Source organism: Pseudomonas sp. MDT1-85, assembly GCF_054898065.1.
On record NZ_CM142715.1, the window covers coordinates 209,862 to 227,117 of the forward strand.

Here is a 17,256-nt window from a genome sequence, read left to right on the forward strand (position 1 = left end):
CCATGCTGATTCCCGTGATTCTCTCCGGCGGTGCCGGGACCCGTTTGTGGCCGGTGTCCCGCGAAGGCCATCCCAAGCCGTTCATGACCCTGCCCGACGGTCAGTCGCTGCTGAGCAAGACCTATCGGCGTGCGGCCGGTTTGCTCGATGGCTGGGGCGATATCGTCACGGTGACCAACCGCGACTATTACTTCCAGAGCAAGGATCACTATCAGGACGCGCGCCTGGAGCGCCATCGCGGGCATTTTCTGCTTGAGCCGACGGGCCGCAATACGGCCCCGGCCATCGCGGCGGCCGCCCTTTCGCTACAAGCCCTGCACGGCGACGAAGCGATCATGGTGGTGATGCCTGCCGACCATCTGATTCTCAACGAAGACGCCTTGAAAAGCGCGGTCGAGCACGCCGTGACGCTGGCCAAGGCGGGTCATCTAGTAACCTTCGGCGTCGTGCCGACAGCGCCGGAAACCGGCTTCGGCTACATCGAAACCGGTGCGCCGCTGGATGACAAAGGCGCCGCCAAGGTGCAGCGCTTCGTCGAGAAACCCGACCTGCAAACCGCCACGCATTATCTGGAGAGCGGTAATTTCCTGTGGAATTCGGGGATGTTCTGCTTCTCGATTGCTACGCTGCTGGCTGAGTTGCACCTTCACGCACCCGCATTGCTGGAACAGGCTCGAGCCTGCATGGCGGCCAGTGCACCGGTGGAAACCGCTGGCTGCCTGCAACAGGAATTGTCGCCAACGCACTTCGCCGAAATCACCGACATCTCCATCGACTACGCCTTGATGGAGCGCTCCGACAAAGTGGTCGTGGTGCCTGCCTCTTTCGACTGGAGCGACATCGGTTCCTGGGGCGCCGTGGCGGCACTGGTGCCGGCCGATGCACAGAATAATCGCGCCAGTGGCGATGCGATCTTCATCGACAGCCACAATAACTTCATCCAGAGCGAAGACCGGTTGGTCGCCGCAGTGGGTGTGGATAACCTGATCATCATCGACACCGCCGACGCGCTGCTGGTGGCCCACGCCGACCGCGCCCAGGATGTGCGCCGGGTAGCCCGGCAGCTCAAGGACGAAAAACACGAAGCCTATCGCCTGCACCGCACGGTCACCCGACCTTGGGGCACCTACACCGTGCTCGAGGAAGGTCCGCGCTTCAAGATCAAACGCATCGTGGTCAAACCCGGCGCAAAGTTGTCGCTGCAGATGCACCACCACCGCAATGAACACTGGGTGGTGGTCGAAGGCATGGCCAAGGTCACCAACAACGGTTCCGGGTCGCACCTGGTGGCCAAGAACGAGTCGACGTTCATTGCCGCCGGGCACAGGCACCGCTTGGAAAATCCCGGCGTGATCGACCTCGTGATCATCGAAGTGCAAAGCGGCGAATACTTGGGGGAGGACGATATCGTTCGCTTCGAAGACCAATACGGCAGGACGGTTTGAATGCTGCTTTCCCTGTATCGATCGCTGTGGGGCTATCGAGGTTTCATCCTCGGTAGCGTCAAGCGAGAGTTTCAAGCGCGTTATCGCAATTCGCTGTTCGGTGCCCTGTGGACCGTGCTCAACCCGCTGTCGATGATTGTCGTCTACACGGTGATTTTTTCCCACATCATGCGCGCCCGCTTGCCGGGTGTGGACGACGGGATGGCCTACAGCATCTACCTCTGCGCCGGGTTGCTGACCTGGGGTCTGTTCGCGGAAATCACCCTGCGCAGCCAGAACATGTTTCTGGAAAACGCCAACCTGCTGAAGAAAATCAGCTTCCCGAGAATCTGCCTGCCGGTGATCGTGCTGTTCAATGCCGGCATCAACTTCGCCATCATCATCGGGCTGTTCCTGGGCTTTCTGCTGATCACCGGACGCCTGCCGGGCATGGCTTTGTTGGCGCTGCTCCCGCTGATGGCGTTGCAAGTGATGTTCTGCGCCGGGCTGGGGATGATCCTCGGCGTGCTGAACGTGTTCTTTCGCGATGTCGGGCAATTCTTCGGCATCTGCCTGCAATTCTGGTTCTGGCTCACGCCGATCGTGTACCCGATGAGCATCCTGCCGGAGTGGGTGCAACGGCTGTTGCAACTCAACCCCATGACTAACCTGATCAGCAGCTACCAGAACCTGTTCCTCTACGGCCAATGGCCGGTCTGGAGTTCGCTGCTGCCGGTCTTCGTGATTGGTCTGTTGTTCTGCGTGATCGGGCTGCGACTGTTTCGTCAGCGGGTCGGCGAAATGGTGGATGAACTCTGATGGGACACATACGCGTGACTGGCCTGGGCAAGGCCTACAAGCAATACCCCACGCGCTGGAGCCGACTGGCCGAGTGGCTGATCCCGTTTTCGCCGATCCGCCATCGCCAGCACTGGGTGCTGCAAGACGTGGCATTCGAAATCGCTCCCGGTGAAGCGGTGGGCATCGTCGGGGTCAACGGTGCCGGCAAAAGTACCTTGCTGAAGATGATCACCGGCACCACCCAACCCACCTGTGGGCAGATCCAGCTTGAAGGCCGCGTCGCCGCCCTGCTGGAACTGGGCATGGGCTTTCACCCGGATTTCACCGGCCGGCAAAACGCGGTCATGGCCGGGCAACTGCTGGGCATGCAGGTCGAAGAAATCGAAACCCTGATGCCGCAAATAGAACACTTCGCGGAAATCGGCGAAGCCATCGACCACCCGGTGCGCACCTACTCCAGCGGCATGCAGATGCGCCTGGCGTTCAGCGTAGCCACCGCGCGGCGCCCGGATATTCTGATCGTCGACGAAGCGTTGTCGGTGGGCGACGCCTACTTCCAGCACAAAAGCTTCGACCGTATCCGCAGCTTCCGCAAGGCCGGCACCACGTTGCTGATCGTGTCCCACGACCGCTCGGCGATTCAGTCGATCTGCGACTCGGCGATCCTTCTGGAAAGCGGTCGCATGGCCATGCACGGCAAACCCGAAGCCGTCATGGATTACTACAACGCCCTGCTCGCCGAGCGTGAAGGCCAGACGGTGCGTCAGGAAATGCTCGCAGGCGGCCAGGTGCAAACCGTTTCCGGTACTGGTGAAGCCGGGATCCTCAGCGTGCGTCTGCTGGATGAACGCGAACGCGCCATCGATGCCGCCGAAGTCGGCCAGTCGGTGGTGCTTGAGGTGCAGGTCGAAGTGCGCCAGGACATCGAACGCCTGGTGCTGGGTTTCATGATCAAGGATCGCCTGGGCCAGGCCATGTATGGCATCAACACCCATCGTCAGGACCTCGCCCTCACCGACCTGCGGGCCGGCGAGCGGGTGACGTACCGCTTTGCCTTCGTCATGGGCCTGGGCAAAGGCAACTACTCCGTGGCCCTGAGCCTGTCGCGGCTGGACTCGCACCTGGACCGCAATTTCGAGTGGCGCGATTACGGTCTGGTGTTCCACGTGATCAACAACCGACACGAAGACTTCGTCGGCTGCTCGTGGCTGGGGGCGAAAACCACCATCACGCGCACAGCCGAATCGATTGTCCCGGAGAACACGCCATGACGCGTCTTCTGGTGGAATGCACCCACGTGTTCCTGCACCCCAAGATCAATTCGGGCATTCAACGGGTAGTGCGTAACGTCGTCAATGAACTGCCGGAAAACGTCGACGGCACACCGTGCATTCCTGTGGTGATGCTCAAGGGCAAACTCTACCGCGTGCTGCAGCTAGGCCCTTTGAACATACCGTTTTTTGATGGATTGATGACCTTCGGTGGGCGCCTGGAGCGATTGGGCCATCGTTTCTGGCAACTGCACCAACGCCTCGACAAACGCTGCACATCGCGATGGACCCGGCGTGCGCTGTACGCGGCTTATCGCCTCACGGCGCTGGCGGGTTTCAGCGTTCCCTTGCGCCTGATCGACCGGATCAACCAATATCAACTGCCCAAACGCTGCTCGCCGCTGCAGCATCAACCGGGCGATCAATTAGTGTTGCTGGATTCGTCCTGGCACGCCGATTTCTTCCCGTTGGCCGAACAACTCAAACGCGAAGGTGTGGGCATTGTCTCGGTGATCTACGACCTGATTCCCCTGACCCACCCGCAGTTCTACGACACGCGACTGGTGCAGATTTTCAACGAATGGTTCGACTGGATCGTCAACACCGCCGACGGCTACGTGGCGATTTCCGCCACGGTGCGCGATCAGGTACGCGAGGAATTGCATCGTCGCGTCGGTCCTGCCATGGCCGACACCTTGTGGTTCGACTATTTCCACCTGGGCTCCGAGCTGGACCTGCGCGAAGATACCGCCGCCGTCGAAACTCGTCTGACACGGCTGTTCGATACCCCGGAACCGGTGTTTCTGATGGTCAGCACCATCGAGCCGCGCAAGAACCATGACTATTTGCTGGACGCCTTCGAACTCGCCTGGGCCGCAGGTTCCACCGCCCGTCTGTGCATCGCCGGGCGCATTGGCTGGAAGTGTGATGCCCTGCTCGCCCGGGTGCGCAATCACCCGCTGCTGAATACGCGACTGTTCATGTTTAACGACCTGAGCGACACCAGCCTCGAACACGCCTATTCCCACGCCAGTGCGCTGGTGTTCCCGTCCTGCGTCGAAGGCTTTGGCCTGCCACTGGTGGAAGCCATGCAGCGCGGCTTGCCGGCCATGGGCAGTGACATCCCGGTTTTCCGCGAAATAGGCGGCGAGTTCATGGCGTACTTTGACCTGGCCGAACCACAAAGCCTGGCCGATCTGGTCGCTCGATTCGAGAGCAGCAAACTATTCCCGGCCGCCCGCGATGTGGCGGACTGGCGCTGGATCGGCTGGCGTGAAGCCAGTGCGCAACTGGCCGAACGAACCCTGCGCAACCTTGGGAAAACACCCGTGGAGCAAGAGAGGCAACATGCGAATTGCCCTTAATGCCCGAATCCTCCAGGCCCCGCGCACCGGCATCGGTCATTACGTCGCCGAATTGGTGAATGCCCTGGCTGGTGAGCCAGACGTCGAGTTGTCGCTGTTCCATGGCTGGGGCTGGAGTTCTTCGCTACCCGATGCAGCCATGCCCGGCTACTCGCGACTGACGCCGTTGCTGCGGCAAATACCCGGGGCGTATCAAGCTCGACGCTGGCTGGCGCAGAAACGCTTTGATCAAGGCCGCGCCCAGGCGATCGACCTTTATCACGAACCCAGTCTGTGGCCGTTGTCGTTCGACGGCCCGACGGTCATCACCCTGCATGACCTGACGCACTTGCACTATCCCGAGACGCAACCACCGGCACGCCTGAGAGAAATCGAGCGGCGACTGGCCGATGGCGTGCAACGGGCGCAGCTGATTCTCACCGACTCGCAGTACATCGCCGACGAGGCTCAAGCCTATTTCGCACTGCCGGCCGAGCGTTTTGTGGTCGCCCCACTGGGCGTGGCGGCACGTTTCCACCCACGCGAACCCGAGGCCATTGATGCGGTGCTCAAGGCCCACGGGGTCGAGATGCGGGATTATTTTCTCTGCGTCGGCACCCTGGAGCCACGCAAGAACCTGACCTTGGCCCTGCGCGCCCACGCCCAACTTCCGGAAGCATTGCGTCAGCGCTTTCCGCTGTTGATCGTCGGCATGGCCGGCTGGCAGCGCGAGCAATTCAGCGATGAGCTGCGCCAGGCATTGGCCAATGGTCATGTGTGTTTGCTCGGCTATCTGCCCGACGAGCAGGTCGCGCAGCTGTTGGCGGGCGCCCGGGCGCTGATTTTCCCGTCGCTCTATGAAGGCTTCGGCCTACCAGTACTGGAAGCCATGGCCAGCGGCACGCCGGTGATCCTGACCCGACGTTCGGCCATGCCCGAAGTCGCAGGCGTTGCGGGCAACTATATTGAACCTGACGATCCAGACGGCCTGCGCGATGCCATGCGCCAACTGATCGATGATCACGCACATTGGCAGGCATGCTCGAACGCCGGATTGCAGCAGGCAAGACTATTTTCCTGGGAGCGTTGCGCGAAGATCACCGCCCGCGCCTACCGCCAGGCTATGGGAGGTTGAATGCGAGTTCTTCATTTTTTCAAGACGTACCTGCCTGACTCGGTCGGCGGGATTGAGCAAGTGATCTTCCAGTTGTGCGAAAGCGGCGCCCAACATGGCATTGAAAGCCAGGTGTTGACCCTCAGTGCCGATCCGACACCGCCGGTGGTGCAACTCGGGCAGCACGAAGTTCATCGGGCCAAACTCGACATTCAGTTCGCTTCCACAGGCTTTTCTTACAGCGTCTTCAAGCAATTTCGCGAAATGGCCGCTGAGGCGGACGTGGTCAATTACCACTTCCCGTGGCCTTTCATGGACCTGGTGCATTTTTTCAGCGGCATGAACAAACCCAGCGTAGTGACCTACCACTCGGACATCATTCGCCAGAAGCACCTGCTCAAACTTTACCGGCCACTGATGAACCGCTTTCTCGCCAACGCTGACCGGATCGTCGCCGCGTCTCCCAACTATCTGCACACCAGTGACGTACTGCAGCAGTTCCAGGACAAGACCCGAGTCATCCCCTATGGCTTGAACAAGGCCGGTTATCCACAGGCTGATCACGAACGCATGGACCATTGGCGGCAAAAGCTTGGGGATAAGTTTTTCCTGTTTGTAGGCGTGATGCGCTATTACAAAGGCCTGCACATTCTGCTCGACGCCTTGAAAGACGTGGATTACCCAGTGGTAATCGTTGGCGCCGGGCCGCTGGAAGCCGAGCTGCACGCCCAGGCCGCAGCGTTGGGTTTGCGCAATATTCACTTTCTCGGGCGTCTTGGCGACGAAGACAAAGTCGCGCTGCTGCAACTGAGTTACGCGATCGTATTTCCGTCACACCTGCGCTCCGAAGCGTTCGGCATCTCGCTGCTCGAAGGCGCGATGTACGGCAAACCGATGATCTCCAGCGAAATCGGCACCGGCACCAGCTACATCAACATCCACAACGAAACCGGGCTGGTAGTGCCGCCGAGTCATCCACAAGCGTTCCGTGAAGCCATGCGCACACTATGGGAAAACCCGACGCTTGCGGCCGAAATGGGCGTGAAGGCTGAGGCACGCTATCGGCAGTTGTTCACGGCTGACGAAATGGGTCGCAAGTGGACGGAGTTGTACGAAGAACTACTGGAAGAAAAATCCCTGTCCTATGCATAACTCTGTAGGAGCGAGGCTTGCCTGCGAAGGCGGCCTGACATTCAACATTGATGTCGACTGATACGCCGCCTTCGCGGGCAAGTCGGATCGCCGCACCGCTCGCTCCTTGGGGATCAGCTGTGTGGCGCAGGTTTGGGTACGCCCACGTTATCCAGCATCCGGTTCACCGCCAGTTCGGCCAGCATGACGATCTGTTGAATCGCCATCGCCGTATGCCGGTGCGGCCCTTCCAGATACCCCGCAAAATCACTCGCCATCACACTGGCCTGGGCCAACGATTCACAGGTGTGGGCCAACAGGTCTTCGTCTTTGATATCCGGCGCAACCCTATACATCGTGCTCGGCTTGCGGGTCACGGGGGATTTGAGGGCGGATGGGTTGAGGTAGTGATCGAGCGCGCGCTCGGCGGCTTCGTTGAGTTTTCTGGAATCGAGGGATTCGTAGGGGGAAACGTCGTCAGTTTCGGGGGGATTCGGTGTGGCTTTGAACATGGTGAAACTCCATTCGAGGACTGGAGTTCGCCAACACTGCGACCAAGCAGAAGGGTGGCGAACCGTACGCGGGTTGGTCGACCAGGGAATGGAACCCGGCAGGGCCTAAGCCCTCCCACGCACAGCTCGCCATGAAGCAAGCATAAAAGTGCGCCATTCTAAACCTGGGCGACCAAACCCGATCACTGAATTTGCAGCGACCCCCAAAGCCTATCCACCCCATTTCCGACCGACAACCGTCAAAACTTGTCGGAAACATCCCCAAAAATCACTCGGTCTGTAGGACGACCACGATCAATGTGGGAGTGAGCCTGCTCGCGATAGCGGTGTGTCAGGCAACTTAGATGTTGAAGGCCAGAACGCCATCGCGAGCAGGCTCGCTCCCACAGTGGATTTTCTGTGTTTCCCGCATGGGTTACAGACCCCCGGTGTCAGGATAGTTGTCGCCTCTCCGGTTTTTCCTGAAAAAGCATATCGGGGGCGGAAAGAGACTGTTCGTGCCGTACTATTCATCTGAACGCAAAGCCGCATTACTCAAGATGCTGCTTCCCCCGCTGAACCTATCGATGGCCGAGGTTTCCCGCCGCGAAGGAGTCAGCGAAATGTCTTTGTCCAACTGGCGCAAGAAGGTCAGTTCTGAAGGAAGCACAGTGCCTGAAGACAAGTCACTCCCGCAGACCTGGTCTGCTGAAGCCCGGTTCGCTGTAGTCCTCGAAACCGCCGGTCTGTCGCAGCTCGAACTGGGTGAGTATTGCCGACGAAAAGGTCTGTACCCCGAACACGTCAGCGCTTGGCGTCAAGCCTGTATCACGGGGCAGCAGGGCGTTCAGAACCAACAAAAGGTTGACCGCGAACAGTCTCGCAAGGACAAGAAACGTATCCAGGAACTTGAGCGAGAACTACGCCGCAAAGACAAGGCGCTGGCTGAAACCGCCGCGTTGTTGGTGCTGCGAAAAAAGCTCAACGACTACTGGGGGATCGACAACGAGGACAGCTAACCTCTTTGCCGCAACGGCAGTTACTGGTGGCCTGGTTGATCGAAGCGATCATGGCCGGGGCCCGAAAAAACAGGGCGTGTCAGGAAATCGGGCTCTCGCTCAGGACCTTGCAGCGCTGGACCGAGACTGAAGATGTTCAAGCCGATGCCCGCACGACTACCGTGCGGCCTACGCCGCGTAATGCCTTGAGCGAGATCGAACGGCAAGCCATCGTGACGCTGTGCAATAGCCCGGCATACGCCCATCTGCCGCCGAGTCAGATCGTTCCGCGTCTGGCTGACGAGGCGCGTTATCTGGCGTCGGAGTCCACGTTTTATCGCGTCCTGCGTGCGGCAGGCCAGCAGCAGCACCGTGGCCGTAGCCAGCGGCCCAGACGGCACGCGGCTCCGACGACGCATGCCGCCAACGCGCCTAACCAGGTGTGGTCCTGGGACATCACGTATATGGCGTCGCCGATACGCGGCAAGTATTACTACCTGTATTTGATCGAAGACATTTATAGCCGCAAGGCGGTGGGGTGGGAGGTTTACGAAGAAGAAAGCGGCGAAAAGGCGGCGGCCCTGCTGCAGCACAGCGTGATCAGCGAGCAGTGTTTACGCGAGCCGCTGGTACTGCACTCGGACAACGGAGCGCCGATGAAATCGGTGACGCTGTTGAGCAAGATGTACGACCTGGGCATCACGCCGTCCCGCGGTCGCCCGCGTGTGAGCAATGATAATCCCTACTCGGAGTCGCTGTTTAGAACGCTGAAATATTGCCCGCAATGGCCAGTGAATGGTTTTGCCAGTTTGGACGCCGCACGGGCCTGGGTGAGGGATTTCATGCGTTGGTACAACAACGAGCACCGGCATAGCCGCATCCGCTTCGTCACACCGGCTGAGCGGCATCGAGGACTGGACCATCAGATCCTGGCGCAGCGCCATGAGCTGTACAAACGAGCCAAGGAGAAAACCCCGGAGCGCTGGTCAGGTCGGACGCGTAACTGGGAACCGATCGGCACGGTGATGTTGAACCCGGATCGGGAGCAGCAGGCCGAGAAAAGAGCGGCATAGTAGGACGGTTGACGCGACAAGTACCTTGAAAAACGCCGCAGATCCAACACCACCAGCTGCAAACCCTGAGCCGGAATCGCGCAACAAATCAGCACCTGTCCGGTATCCGACCTTGCCGCCGGCAGCTGTGGATAACTCACCTGACCGCTAATCAACCGGGTCCCGGGCGTGCAGGCGAGCATTCGCCTGCGCCCAAGTACCGGTCAGCAAACTGGTGGGTGACACGCCGTCAAAGCGCCAGCGCAAGGCCAGTGCCGCGGGCCGACGCACCACGCGCTCCACCTCGAATGTCCACAGCCGCTCGGCCCCTTGAAAGGCTTCGACCTGCGGGCCTTCGAGGATGACTTGGGTGCGACCGCTGAGGTGCAGCAGGTCGCCCGAATCGAAATCGATGAACAGCAAACCGGCTCGAGGATTGATCAGCAGGTTGCCCAACGTGTTGAAGAACATATTGCCGGCAAAGTCCGGGATGGTCAGGCGATTGCCCTCTACCTGCACGAACCCGGCCTGACCACCCCGATGAGAAACATCCACCGAACGTTGGCCATCGACGTCCACATAACTGGCGACAAAGAAGGTATCGGCGCCGGTGATCATGGCTTTGGTCGTGTCATCCAGCCCATTGAGATGCTGCGCGATACGGGTCGCCGGATCCGCCAAGGGCACCGAGCGAAACTGGCGCAATTGAATGTATTTCGGGCAATTGCCGAAAGACTGCTCCACCTTCACCTCAAAGCCGCTCGCCGTTACAGCGCCGACTCGACCATTGAGACGATTTCGACGTCGGGTGTGCAACTCGATACCGAGCAGACCAATCGCCGCCCCGTCTTGCAATTGCGCCGGGTCGTCGCGGCCAGGCAGGCTGGCGAACTGCAACAGCGTTGGTTCTGGAGAATGGGCAAAGCCCGGCGCGCCTTCAAGAATGCTGGCCCAAGGGCTGCCGTCAGCATCCACCGCGCCGTACAGCATGAATGGCAGTTGCTGATAGAAGGTGCTGTGCTGATCCGGCATCTCGCTGCGAATCACCCTACGACCTAACGAGTCCATTCGTTCGTCGACACCTACGTGAGCCTGCAACTGTTTCTCGCCTGCGTGCCACGGTGAATGTTCCATAGCGGCTTCCCCCCTGCGCTCCTCGCCAATAAGAACGGCCCGACTGAATCGGGCCGTGAGCATCAGGCAGTTTTTTGCAAACCGGCGAGGGTGCGCGGCATGCCGACAAACCCTGGCAAGGCTTCAATCCGCGCCAGCCAGGCGCGGATGTTGGCGTAGTCGTCCAGCGACACATTGCCTTCCGGTGCGTGGGCGATGTAGCTGTACGCGGCGATGTCAGCGATGGTCGGCTCGCTACCGACCAGATAGGGCGTTGCGCCCAGTTCCTGATCGATGATTTTGAGCCAACTGTGGGCATAAGCGATCACCTCTTCAGCATTAAAAGGCGCACCAAACACCGTGATCAGCCTTGCTCTGCCCGGGCCAAAGGCTATTGGCCCGGCGGCGACCGACAACCAGCGCTGAACCTTGGCTGCACCGACCGGATCGGTTGGCAGCCAGCGACCGTTGCCGTATTTCTGCGCAAGGTAGACCAGGATCGCGTTGGAGTCGGCCAGCACCACGCCTTGATCATCAATCACCGGAACCTGACCAAACGGGTTGAGCGCAAGAAAATCCGCTTGCTTGTGGGCGCCCTTGGCCAGATCGACGAAGATCAGCTCGGTCGGCAGTTGCAGCAGCGACAGCATCAGCTCTACACGGTGAGCGTGGCCAGAACGTGGGAAGTTGTAGAGTTTGATGGCTTGCATGGTCGACTCCGCTAGGTGGTGGCGCCGTCCAGGAAGATCAGCGCCTATAGAGGGCTATCTTCCATCCGCAACCAAAACAACAGAATAACCAGCAAACGCAATCCATTATTTCAGCCAGTGCAATAACCCTTCAGCCATGCAGGGCCGGGTGTTCGCGCAGTACGTTCACCGCGAAGTCCACAAAACTACGGACCCGCACCGGGGCTTTGCGCCCACCCTGATAGACCACATGAATGGGCAATGGCGGCAATTCGAAGTCAGCCAGAACAATTTCCAGCTCACCGGCGGCGACCTTGCTCGCCACTTGATACGACAGCACTCGGGTCAGTCCCAGCCCCATGGCGGCGGCCGTGATAGCCGCCTGATTGGCGGTGACCACAAGGCGCGGTTCCAGACGAATGCTGATCGGCTCTCCCCCGTCAAGGAACGGCCAGCTTCTGTGCTGCCCAATGGACGAGGTGGCGATGATCGGGGCTGCGCTCAAATCTGCCGGATGCCGAGGCCTACCATGGTCGGTCAGGAATCCAGGGGATGCGCAGATCACCCGCCGCACTTCACCCACGCGAATTGCATGCTGATTGCTGTCAGGCAACTCACCGATGCGCACAGCCACATCAATGCCCTCCTCGACCATGCTCACCACCCGGTCGACCAGTAGAGCGTTGATGCTGACGTCAGGGAATTGAGTCAGGTAACCGACCATGACCGGGGCAACGAACAAATCACCGAACAACACCGGCGCCGTAATCGTCAGTTGCCCACGGGGTTGGGCGTGGCTCCCGGCCGCCGAATCCTCTGCTTCCTGCACCTCGGTGAGAATTCTCCGACAGTCCTCCAGATAACGCTGACCCGCCTCGCTCAAATGCACGCTGCGGGTGGTACGCGTCAGCAACTGAGTGCCAATGCGTTTCTCCAGCGCTGCCACTGCCCGAGTGACACTGGCCGCCGACATCCCCAAACGCCGCGCCGCCGCCGAGAAGCCTTGCTCTTGGGCGACGGTGGCGAAGACTTGCATTTCCTGAAATCGGTCCATCGGACATGTCCTCATTAAAAATCAAAAGATCGCAGCCGCGGCAGCTTCTCGTAGTCTATTGCGAAAAAAATAAGTAGTTTAGCTTCTTCATACCGAAGCGACTTTAAGGAGAAAAACCAAAAAAATGAAATATATTAATAAACCACATCAATAATCCTAAACGATATTATTTACCATTATTAATCATGAACCTATACAACAACACTATTTTTCGGCTGACAAAAAACATAATTAAAACTTCCTACAACCTACCCGTCCCCTGTACGAATATTCTCTAATTCGTGTAGGCGCCGCCCGAAAAACAATTACAGTTAAAACCAGACCCGGTCGCGGATATAAATTATTAGCTTGACATCCCCACCTTCATCTGCAAAAAATTTAGGTGTTGCGCAACAGACCTTCTCAAACGCAATACTAAGGATGGAGTAACAGCTAATGGATTCCACAATTAATGATGTAACCTTCGAGCTTCAACTGGACACAGAAACTGCGGAGAAGTTCTCCGTCATTCTGAACGATGAAAGCCTCATGCACGCTGGTTTTGTGGCACATCAGTCGAACAACAACGTATTGACGCTGGCTCTGGCTGAAGACGTAAAAATCGCAGCCTGAAAAAACGGGAGGGAAGTAATTCCCTCCCGTTTTCTATAGTGTCGAACATGATGCTTGTTGATCAATCCCTAAAAGGTGACCACTTATGCAAAGGCTTAGTTCGAGCCTTCGTCGCCGCAGTGCCGAAGAAACATTAAAAATTATCGTCAAAGATATAGCCCCGCGCTTGGGCATTACCCGAGTGACCGACACAACCTGGCTGGACCGTATTGGCATTCCGGTGTTTGCCAGTATACGACCCGATGCTTTGAAGGGTTCGCTGTGCGTAAACGCTGGCAAAGGCCTCAGATCATCAGAAGCCAAAATAGGCGCGTACATGGAAGCCATCGAGTTCAGCCTTGCGCAATACAACACCGCGCAACTGAAACTGTTAAAGACCACGCCGAGACAGCTCATTGAAAGCCACGAAGGACGAATAGCATTCAATCAGTTCTGCATGTTGTATGGCTTCTCTGCCAACGCCGATTCGCTCATCATGGCCGTCGAAGTTGAAGATGTATTGCGCAAGCAAAAGGTGCTTGCACCCGCCGAACTGGTGTTCATTCCCTACCCCGAAAACCCCGGGCAACGACTCTTCGGGGAAAGCTCCAGTGGTCTGGCTTCAGGTAATGACTTGGTGGAAGCCTCGGTACATGCTGTTTGCGAACTCATGGAGCGTGATGTCCAAGCTTTCAATCACCTGCATGACCGCTCCTGCATCGTCAATCTGGACCGCTACAGCACAGAAACCGACGCCCTGATCAATAAAATCAATGACGCGGGACTAAGCTTGTCGGTTCGTTACACCGAGAACTGTTTTGGCGTGGCCTACTTTCAGGCTTTTATTATGGAAGAGTCTTCCCAGGCGCCCATCTCTGTGGCGACCGGCTCAGGGTTGCATCCCATCAAGGAAATCGCCTTGATCCGGGCCATCTGCGAGGCGGCCCAAAGCCGTTTAAGCCACATCCACGGAGGCCGGGACGACATCATCGAGCGCGTCAAATACTTCGAAAAAAAGGGCCGTTCGGTCGAGCTTCAGGCCATCTCACGCTTGCGTGCCGTGGCCACCTCCCGGAACCAGATGATCGATTACTCCTCCATCGATTGCCAAGAAGCCGCGATACCCACAATCGAATCAGCTTGGGAGTTGCTCATTGAGCGGTTGCAAAATATCGGGCTCGGTACTGTGCTGAGGATCTTGCTAAGTAAAACGACGAATGACATCACTGTGGTCAGAATCATTATTCCGGGGCTTGAAGCCTTTGAACCCGGTTTGAAAAGGGTCGGTCCGAGGTTACTTACGTATGTCAAACAAAGCGCTTGAGATATGCACGCTCTTTGCGGGCCCCTCCCTGCAAGGAATAGACAATCAATTACTGTGCGATGGCGGCCTGGTATTACGCCCGCCTGTCAAACGCGGCGATATCGAACGCCTGGTGGCGCAATCGCCCCCCTCGAACCTCGCCATTGTCGATGGCGTGTTTCATGCTCACCCTGCCGTCGGCCATGCCGAGATACTCGACGCCCTAAGCGCGGGTTGGCGCATTTGGGGATTGTCGTCCATGGGGGCCATTCGAGCCTGTGAAATGGATACGCTGGGAATGACAGGCTTTGGTGAAGTGTATCGACAATTCGCCAGTGATCCGGACATGTCCGATGACGAAGTGACCCTGATACATCAAACACAAGAGCCTTTTCTTTCTCTCAGTGAACCGCTTATTCATATCAGGCAATTTTTAAGGCAGTGGACGACTGAACAGATCATTACGCCACCACAAGAACAACACCTACTTCACTATCTGAAAAACATGTGGTACGGACATCGAACACTAAATTGTTTGAAAGAAGCCTTGCTGACACTCCCTGTCGCGGAGCAACAAATAGATAGCGCCTTAGCCAATTTTTCTGTCTACAGAATAAAGAACCTGGATTTGATCGATTTTCTCAAACTGCAACCATGGACGCGGAAAACAGAATGTCGCCATCAGAGATACTGTGTGAAATAAATGGCTTGCCCTTTGTGCACCCCATGTTCAATAGCATCAAACTTTTAACGCTCGTCGCCGTTGTACGTAAAAATATCGAGGGAGGCGAGTTACCTTTAACTTCCTATTTGCAACCAGACTTTGCCACCACCCTATATAGTCGGCACGTCGAAGGTGCGCCCGCGTTTCCGCCCCATCAAGCGCTCGGTAACGCCGAGCAGATCATGGTGGCTGAAGCGAAGAGCAACCTCAAAGCCTTGCTGCCGGAATGGGCCAAGTTATTGGACTTGCCGGTTAAAATACATAAGTTGCTGACTCAACAAGTCAGCCTGACCAATCCCGTGCTGCCGCAACAAATGTTTCTGGGCGAAGCCGCGTTTACCAGCATGACAGACCTCGAAGAGTTGCTGGTGCATGAACTGTCCCATATCTGGTCCAGTTTGATCGCTGAGATTTACGACTTCCAGCTCAAGGACAGTTCGAACAACTACATACTGCCATCAGGAACCGGCGGAAAGAACCCTAGGGGTGTCTTGTTGGCTTGCCTGTTTGCGGTCAGCGCCGTGAACTACCACCAGCGGTTGTTGGCCAGCGGTTCCGTGCGAGCTCGACCCGAACGACTCGAATACTTGCACCAGTACTTTCTCAAAAGTCTGGCCACTCTCCAAACGTCGGCCGAACTGTCCGAAATCGGAAAACTGATCACCTCCAGGCTGGATGCGTTTTCCAGCGACCTGACAACTGACACCGTTCAAGGATGACCCATGGCCGTCGTACACTTTCCCCGGCAGTTCATGTCCTACACCGATCAGCATAAAACATACGCCGCTGAGGGCTTGTGTATTAGCGATGTACTGAACAATCTGACCGTTCGGTTTCCCGACCTAATTGGCCCAGTCTTCTCTGAGGACCTGTACCCGCTGCCGTTCGTGGGGTTGTTCGTCGACGGCATGCCCGTGACCAGTGAGCAAGACCGCCGTTGTCCCCTGGACAGTAACGCGCAATTGATTCTGATCAACGCAGTGGCAGGTGGCTGACATGCAATGCAATCTGAAGATGGATACATCCCGTTATGCCCGCCAAATCATCCTCAGCGAGGTCGGCGTTCAGGGGCAGCAGCGCCTCAAAGACAGCAAGGTGCTGGTGGTCGGCGCCGGGGGGCTGGGTTGCCCGGTACTCTTGTACTTGGCAGGTGCTGGCATCGGGACGATCGGCATTGTTGATAACGACATCGTCGACGTGAGCAATCTGCACCGACAAATTCTCTATGCGATTGCCGATGTAGGCGACCTGAAAGTATTGGCAGCCAAGCGCCGCATCAACCAATTGAACCCCGACATCGTCGTCCACACCGTTGCCACGACGCTGAACCCGGACAACGTCCTGTCGCTGCTGGCGGAATACGACATCATCGTCGACGCCACTGATAACTTCGGCGCCAAATACCTTATCAGTGACGCCTGTATTGAGTGTGAAAAACCGATGGTCTATGCCTCTATCAGTCAGTTCGAGGGGCAGGTGTCGGTATTTAACTATTACAACCGGCACACCCAACAATGGGGGCCATGCTTCCGGGATCTGTTCGAAACACCGCCGCCACCGTACTTGACACAAAACTGCTCGGAAGCGGGAGTTCTTGGCGTCATACCTGGCTTGCTCGGATGCTTTCAAGCCAATGAGGTACTCAAGCTTATCCTCCGTGCCGGGGAACCCTTGAGCGGGCAATTGTTGTCTATCGACTGCTTGGACAACACTTTCCACCTATTGAACATCAACAAAAAAACACGGGACCGGCCCCCTGCGAGAACGCTTGGCGCTACGACCACGCCTGCGTGGCGCGACAGCGACTGGCTGTCACCCGGCACACTGCATGACTGGATAGCGACACAAGCGCCATTTCAGTTGGTCGATGTACGCGACGTCAGCGAGCATCAGCAAGGTTCGCTGGGCGGCAGACTGATTCCACTTAAAGACATCATCAAGCGCCAGGAAGAACTCGATACCACTCACCGTATCGTTTTCTATTGCAGATCAGGCGTCAGGAGCAAGGCGGCCCTGCTGGCAGTTCGCAGCGTCAGCCAGGAAGCGGAACTCTATAGCCTTGAGGGTGGCATCGAGGGATATCTGGCGATTTACCCTGATGAACGTTACCCCGTCCTACTTGAACGCCCCTGATTGCGCAATCACCTATCTGGATCA

The 17,256-nt window shown here is 57.6% G+C and carries 16 protein-coding genes and 1 pseudogene; 13 read left to right on the forward strand and 4 right to left on the reverse strand.

The features are described 5' to 3' along the window. The first annotated feature begins 2 nt into the window (after positions 1 to 2). The 6 genes from ACYZT2_RS00990 to ACYZT2_RS01015 are packed head-to-tail and all read left to right on the forward strand — an operon-like array spanning position 3 to position 7,105. Complete coding sequence (locus ACYZT2_RS00990; protein ID WP_461969371.1) at positions 3 to 1,445, forward strand: mannose-1-phosphate guanylyltransferase/mannose-6-phosphate isomerase; 1,443 nt, start codon at positions 3 to 5, stop codon at positions 1,443 to 1,445. Continuing rightward, complete coding sequence (locus ACYZT2_RS00995) at positions 1,446 to 2,243, forward strand: ABC transporter permease (RefSeq protein WP_461969373.1); 798 nt, start codon at positions 1,446 to 1,448, stop codon at positions 2,241 to 2,243. Continuing rightward, positions 2,243 to 3,496: an ABC transporter ATP-binding protein gene (locus ACYZT2_RS01000; RefSeq protein ID WP_461969375.1), complete on the forward strand. Its 1,254-nt coding sequence runs from the start codon at positions 2,243 to 2,245 to the stop codon at positions 3,494 to 3,496. The genes ACYZT2_RS00995 and ACYZT2_RS01000 overlap by 1 nt, the downstream gene beginning before the upstream one ends. After that, a complete protein-coding gene (locus tag ACYZT2_RS01005; protein ID WP_461969377.1) occupies positions 3,493 to 4,860 on the forward strand; it encodes a glycosyltransferase family 4 protein in 1,368 nt (455 codons plus the stop codon). The genes ACYZT2_RS01000 and ACYZT2_RS01005 overlap by 4 nt, the downstream gene beginning before the upstream one ends. Further along, a complete protein-coding gene (locus ACYZT2_RS01010) occupies positions 4,844 to 5,974 on the forward strand; it encodes a glycosyltransferase family 4 protein (RefSeq protein WP_461969379.1) in 1,131 nt (376 codons plus the stop codon). The genes ACYZT2_RS01005 and ACYZT2_RS01010 overlap by 17 nt, the downstream gene beginning before the upstream one ends. Continuing rightward, a complete protein-coding gene (locus ACYZT2_RS01015; RefSeq protein WP_461969381.1) occupies positions 5,975 to 7,105 on the forward strand; it encodes a glycosyltransferase family 4 protein in 1,131 nt (376 codons plus the stop codon). It begins immediately after the preceding gene. Positions 7,106 to 7,218: 113 nt separating this feature from the next. Here ACYZT2_RS01015 and ACYZT2_RS01020 read toward each other — a convergent pair whose 3' ends face one another. Continuing rightward, the gene (locus ACYZT2_RS01020; protein WP_461969383.1) at positions 7,219 to 7,596 is read right to left on the reverse strand and encodes a DUF6124 family protein; all 378 of its coding nucleotides are present in this window, start codon (positions 7,594 to 7,596) and stop codon (positions 7,219 to 7,221) included. 497 nt (positions 7,597 to 8,093) lie between these two features. Between ACYZT2_RS01020 and ACYZT2_RS01025 the strand changes: the two genes are divergently transcribed. Beyond that, positions 8,094 to 9,646, forward strand: a protein-coding gene (locus ACYZT2_RS01025; RefSeq protein WP_461966318.1) for an IS3 family transposase whose coding sequence is annotated in 2 segments (ribosomal slippage) — positions 8,094 to 8,556 and positions 8,556 to 9,646 — 1,554 coding nt in all. Because the reading frame shifts where the segments join, the coding sequence is not laid out codon by codon here. Between the two features lie 162 nt (positions 9,647 to 9,808). On the opposite strand, the pseudogene ACYZT2_RS01030 reads toward ACYZT2_RS01025, so the two are convergent. The 3 genes and pseudogenes from ACYZT2_RS01030 to ACYZT2_RS01040 form a co-directional block, all read right to left on the reverse strand. Next, positions 9,809 to 10,759: pseudogene (locus ACYZT2_RS01030) on the reverse strand (pyridoxamine 5'-phosphate oxidase family protein); the annotation flags it as partial. A 62-nt stretch (positions 10,760 to 10,821) separates the two neighbouring features. Next, positions 10,822 to 11,448: a glutathione S-transferase family protein gene (locus tag ACYZT2_RS01035; protein ID WP_461969385.1), complete on the reverse strand. Its 627-nt coding sequence runs from the start codon at positions 11,446 to 11,448 to the stop codon at positions 10,822 to 10,824. 130 nt (positions 11,449 to 11,578) lie between these two features. Further along, complete coding sequence (locus ACYZT2_RS01040; RefSeq protein WP_461969387.1) at positions 11,579 to 12,481, reverse strand: LysR family transcriptional regulator; 903 nt, start codon at positions 12,479 to 12,481, stop codon at positions 11,579 to 11,581. A gap of 435 nt (positions 12,482 to 12,916) precedes the next feature. Here ACYZT2_RS01040 and ACYZT2_RS01045 point away from each other — a divergent pair, with 435 nt between their 5' ends. The 6 genes from ACYZT2_RS01045 (at position 12,917) to moeB (ending at position 17,232) form a co-directional block, all read left to right on the forward strand. Beyond that, the gene (locus tag ACYZT2_RS01045) at positions 12,917 to 13,093 is read left to right on the forward strand and encodes a hypothetical protein (RefSeq protein WP_158225654.1); all 177 of its coding nucleotides are present in this window, start codon (positions 12,917 to 12,919) and stop codon (positions 13,091 to 13,093) included. Positions 13,094 to 13,178: 85 nt separating this feature from the next. Further along, on the forward strand, positions 13,179 to 14,396 hold the full coding sequence (locus ACYZT2_RS01050; RefSeq protein WP_461969390.1) for a YcaO-like family protein: 1,218 nt from the start codon (positions 13,179 to 13,181) through the stop codon (positions 14,394 to 14,396). Further along, on the forward strand, positions 14,377 to 15,078 hold the full coding sequence (locus tag ACYZT2_RS01055) for a TfuA-like protein (protein ID WP_461969392.1): 702 nt from the start codon (positions 14,377 to 14,379) through the stop codon (positions 15,076 to 15,078). Before ACYZT2_RS01050 ends, ACYZT2_RS01055 begins: the two co-directional genes overlap by 20 nt. 23 nt (positions 15,079 to 15,101) lie before the next feature. Continuing rightward, complete coding sequence (locus tag ACYZT2_RS01060) at positions 15,102 to 15,818, forward strand: hypothetical protein (RefSeq protein WP_461969394.1); 717 nt, start codon at positions 15,102 to 15,104, stop codon at positions 15,816 to 15,818. Positions 15,819 to 15,821: 3 nt separating this feature from the next. Further along, positions 15,822 to 16,094 (forward strand): MoaD/ThiS family protein, encoded by a 273-nt coding sequence (locus tag ACYZT2_RS01065; RefSeq protein ID WP_461969396.1) that lies wholly within the window; start codon positions 15,822 to 15,824, stop codon positions 16,092 to 16,094. Position 16,095: 1 nt separating this feature from the next. Beyond that, entirely contained in the window at positions 16,096 to 17,232 is a 1,137-nt protein-coding gene (gene moeB / locus ACYZT2_RS01070; RefSeq protein ID WP_461969398.1) for a molybdopterin-synthase adenylyltransferase MoeB, read from the forward strand. The last annotated feature ends 24 nt before the right edge of the window (positions 17,233 to 17,256 follow it).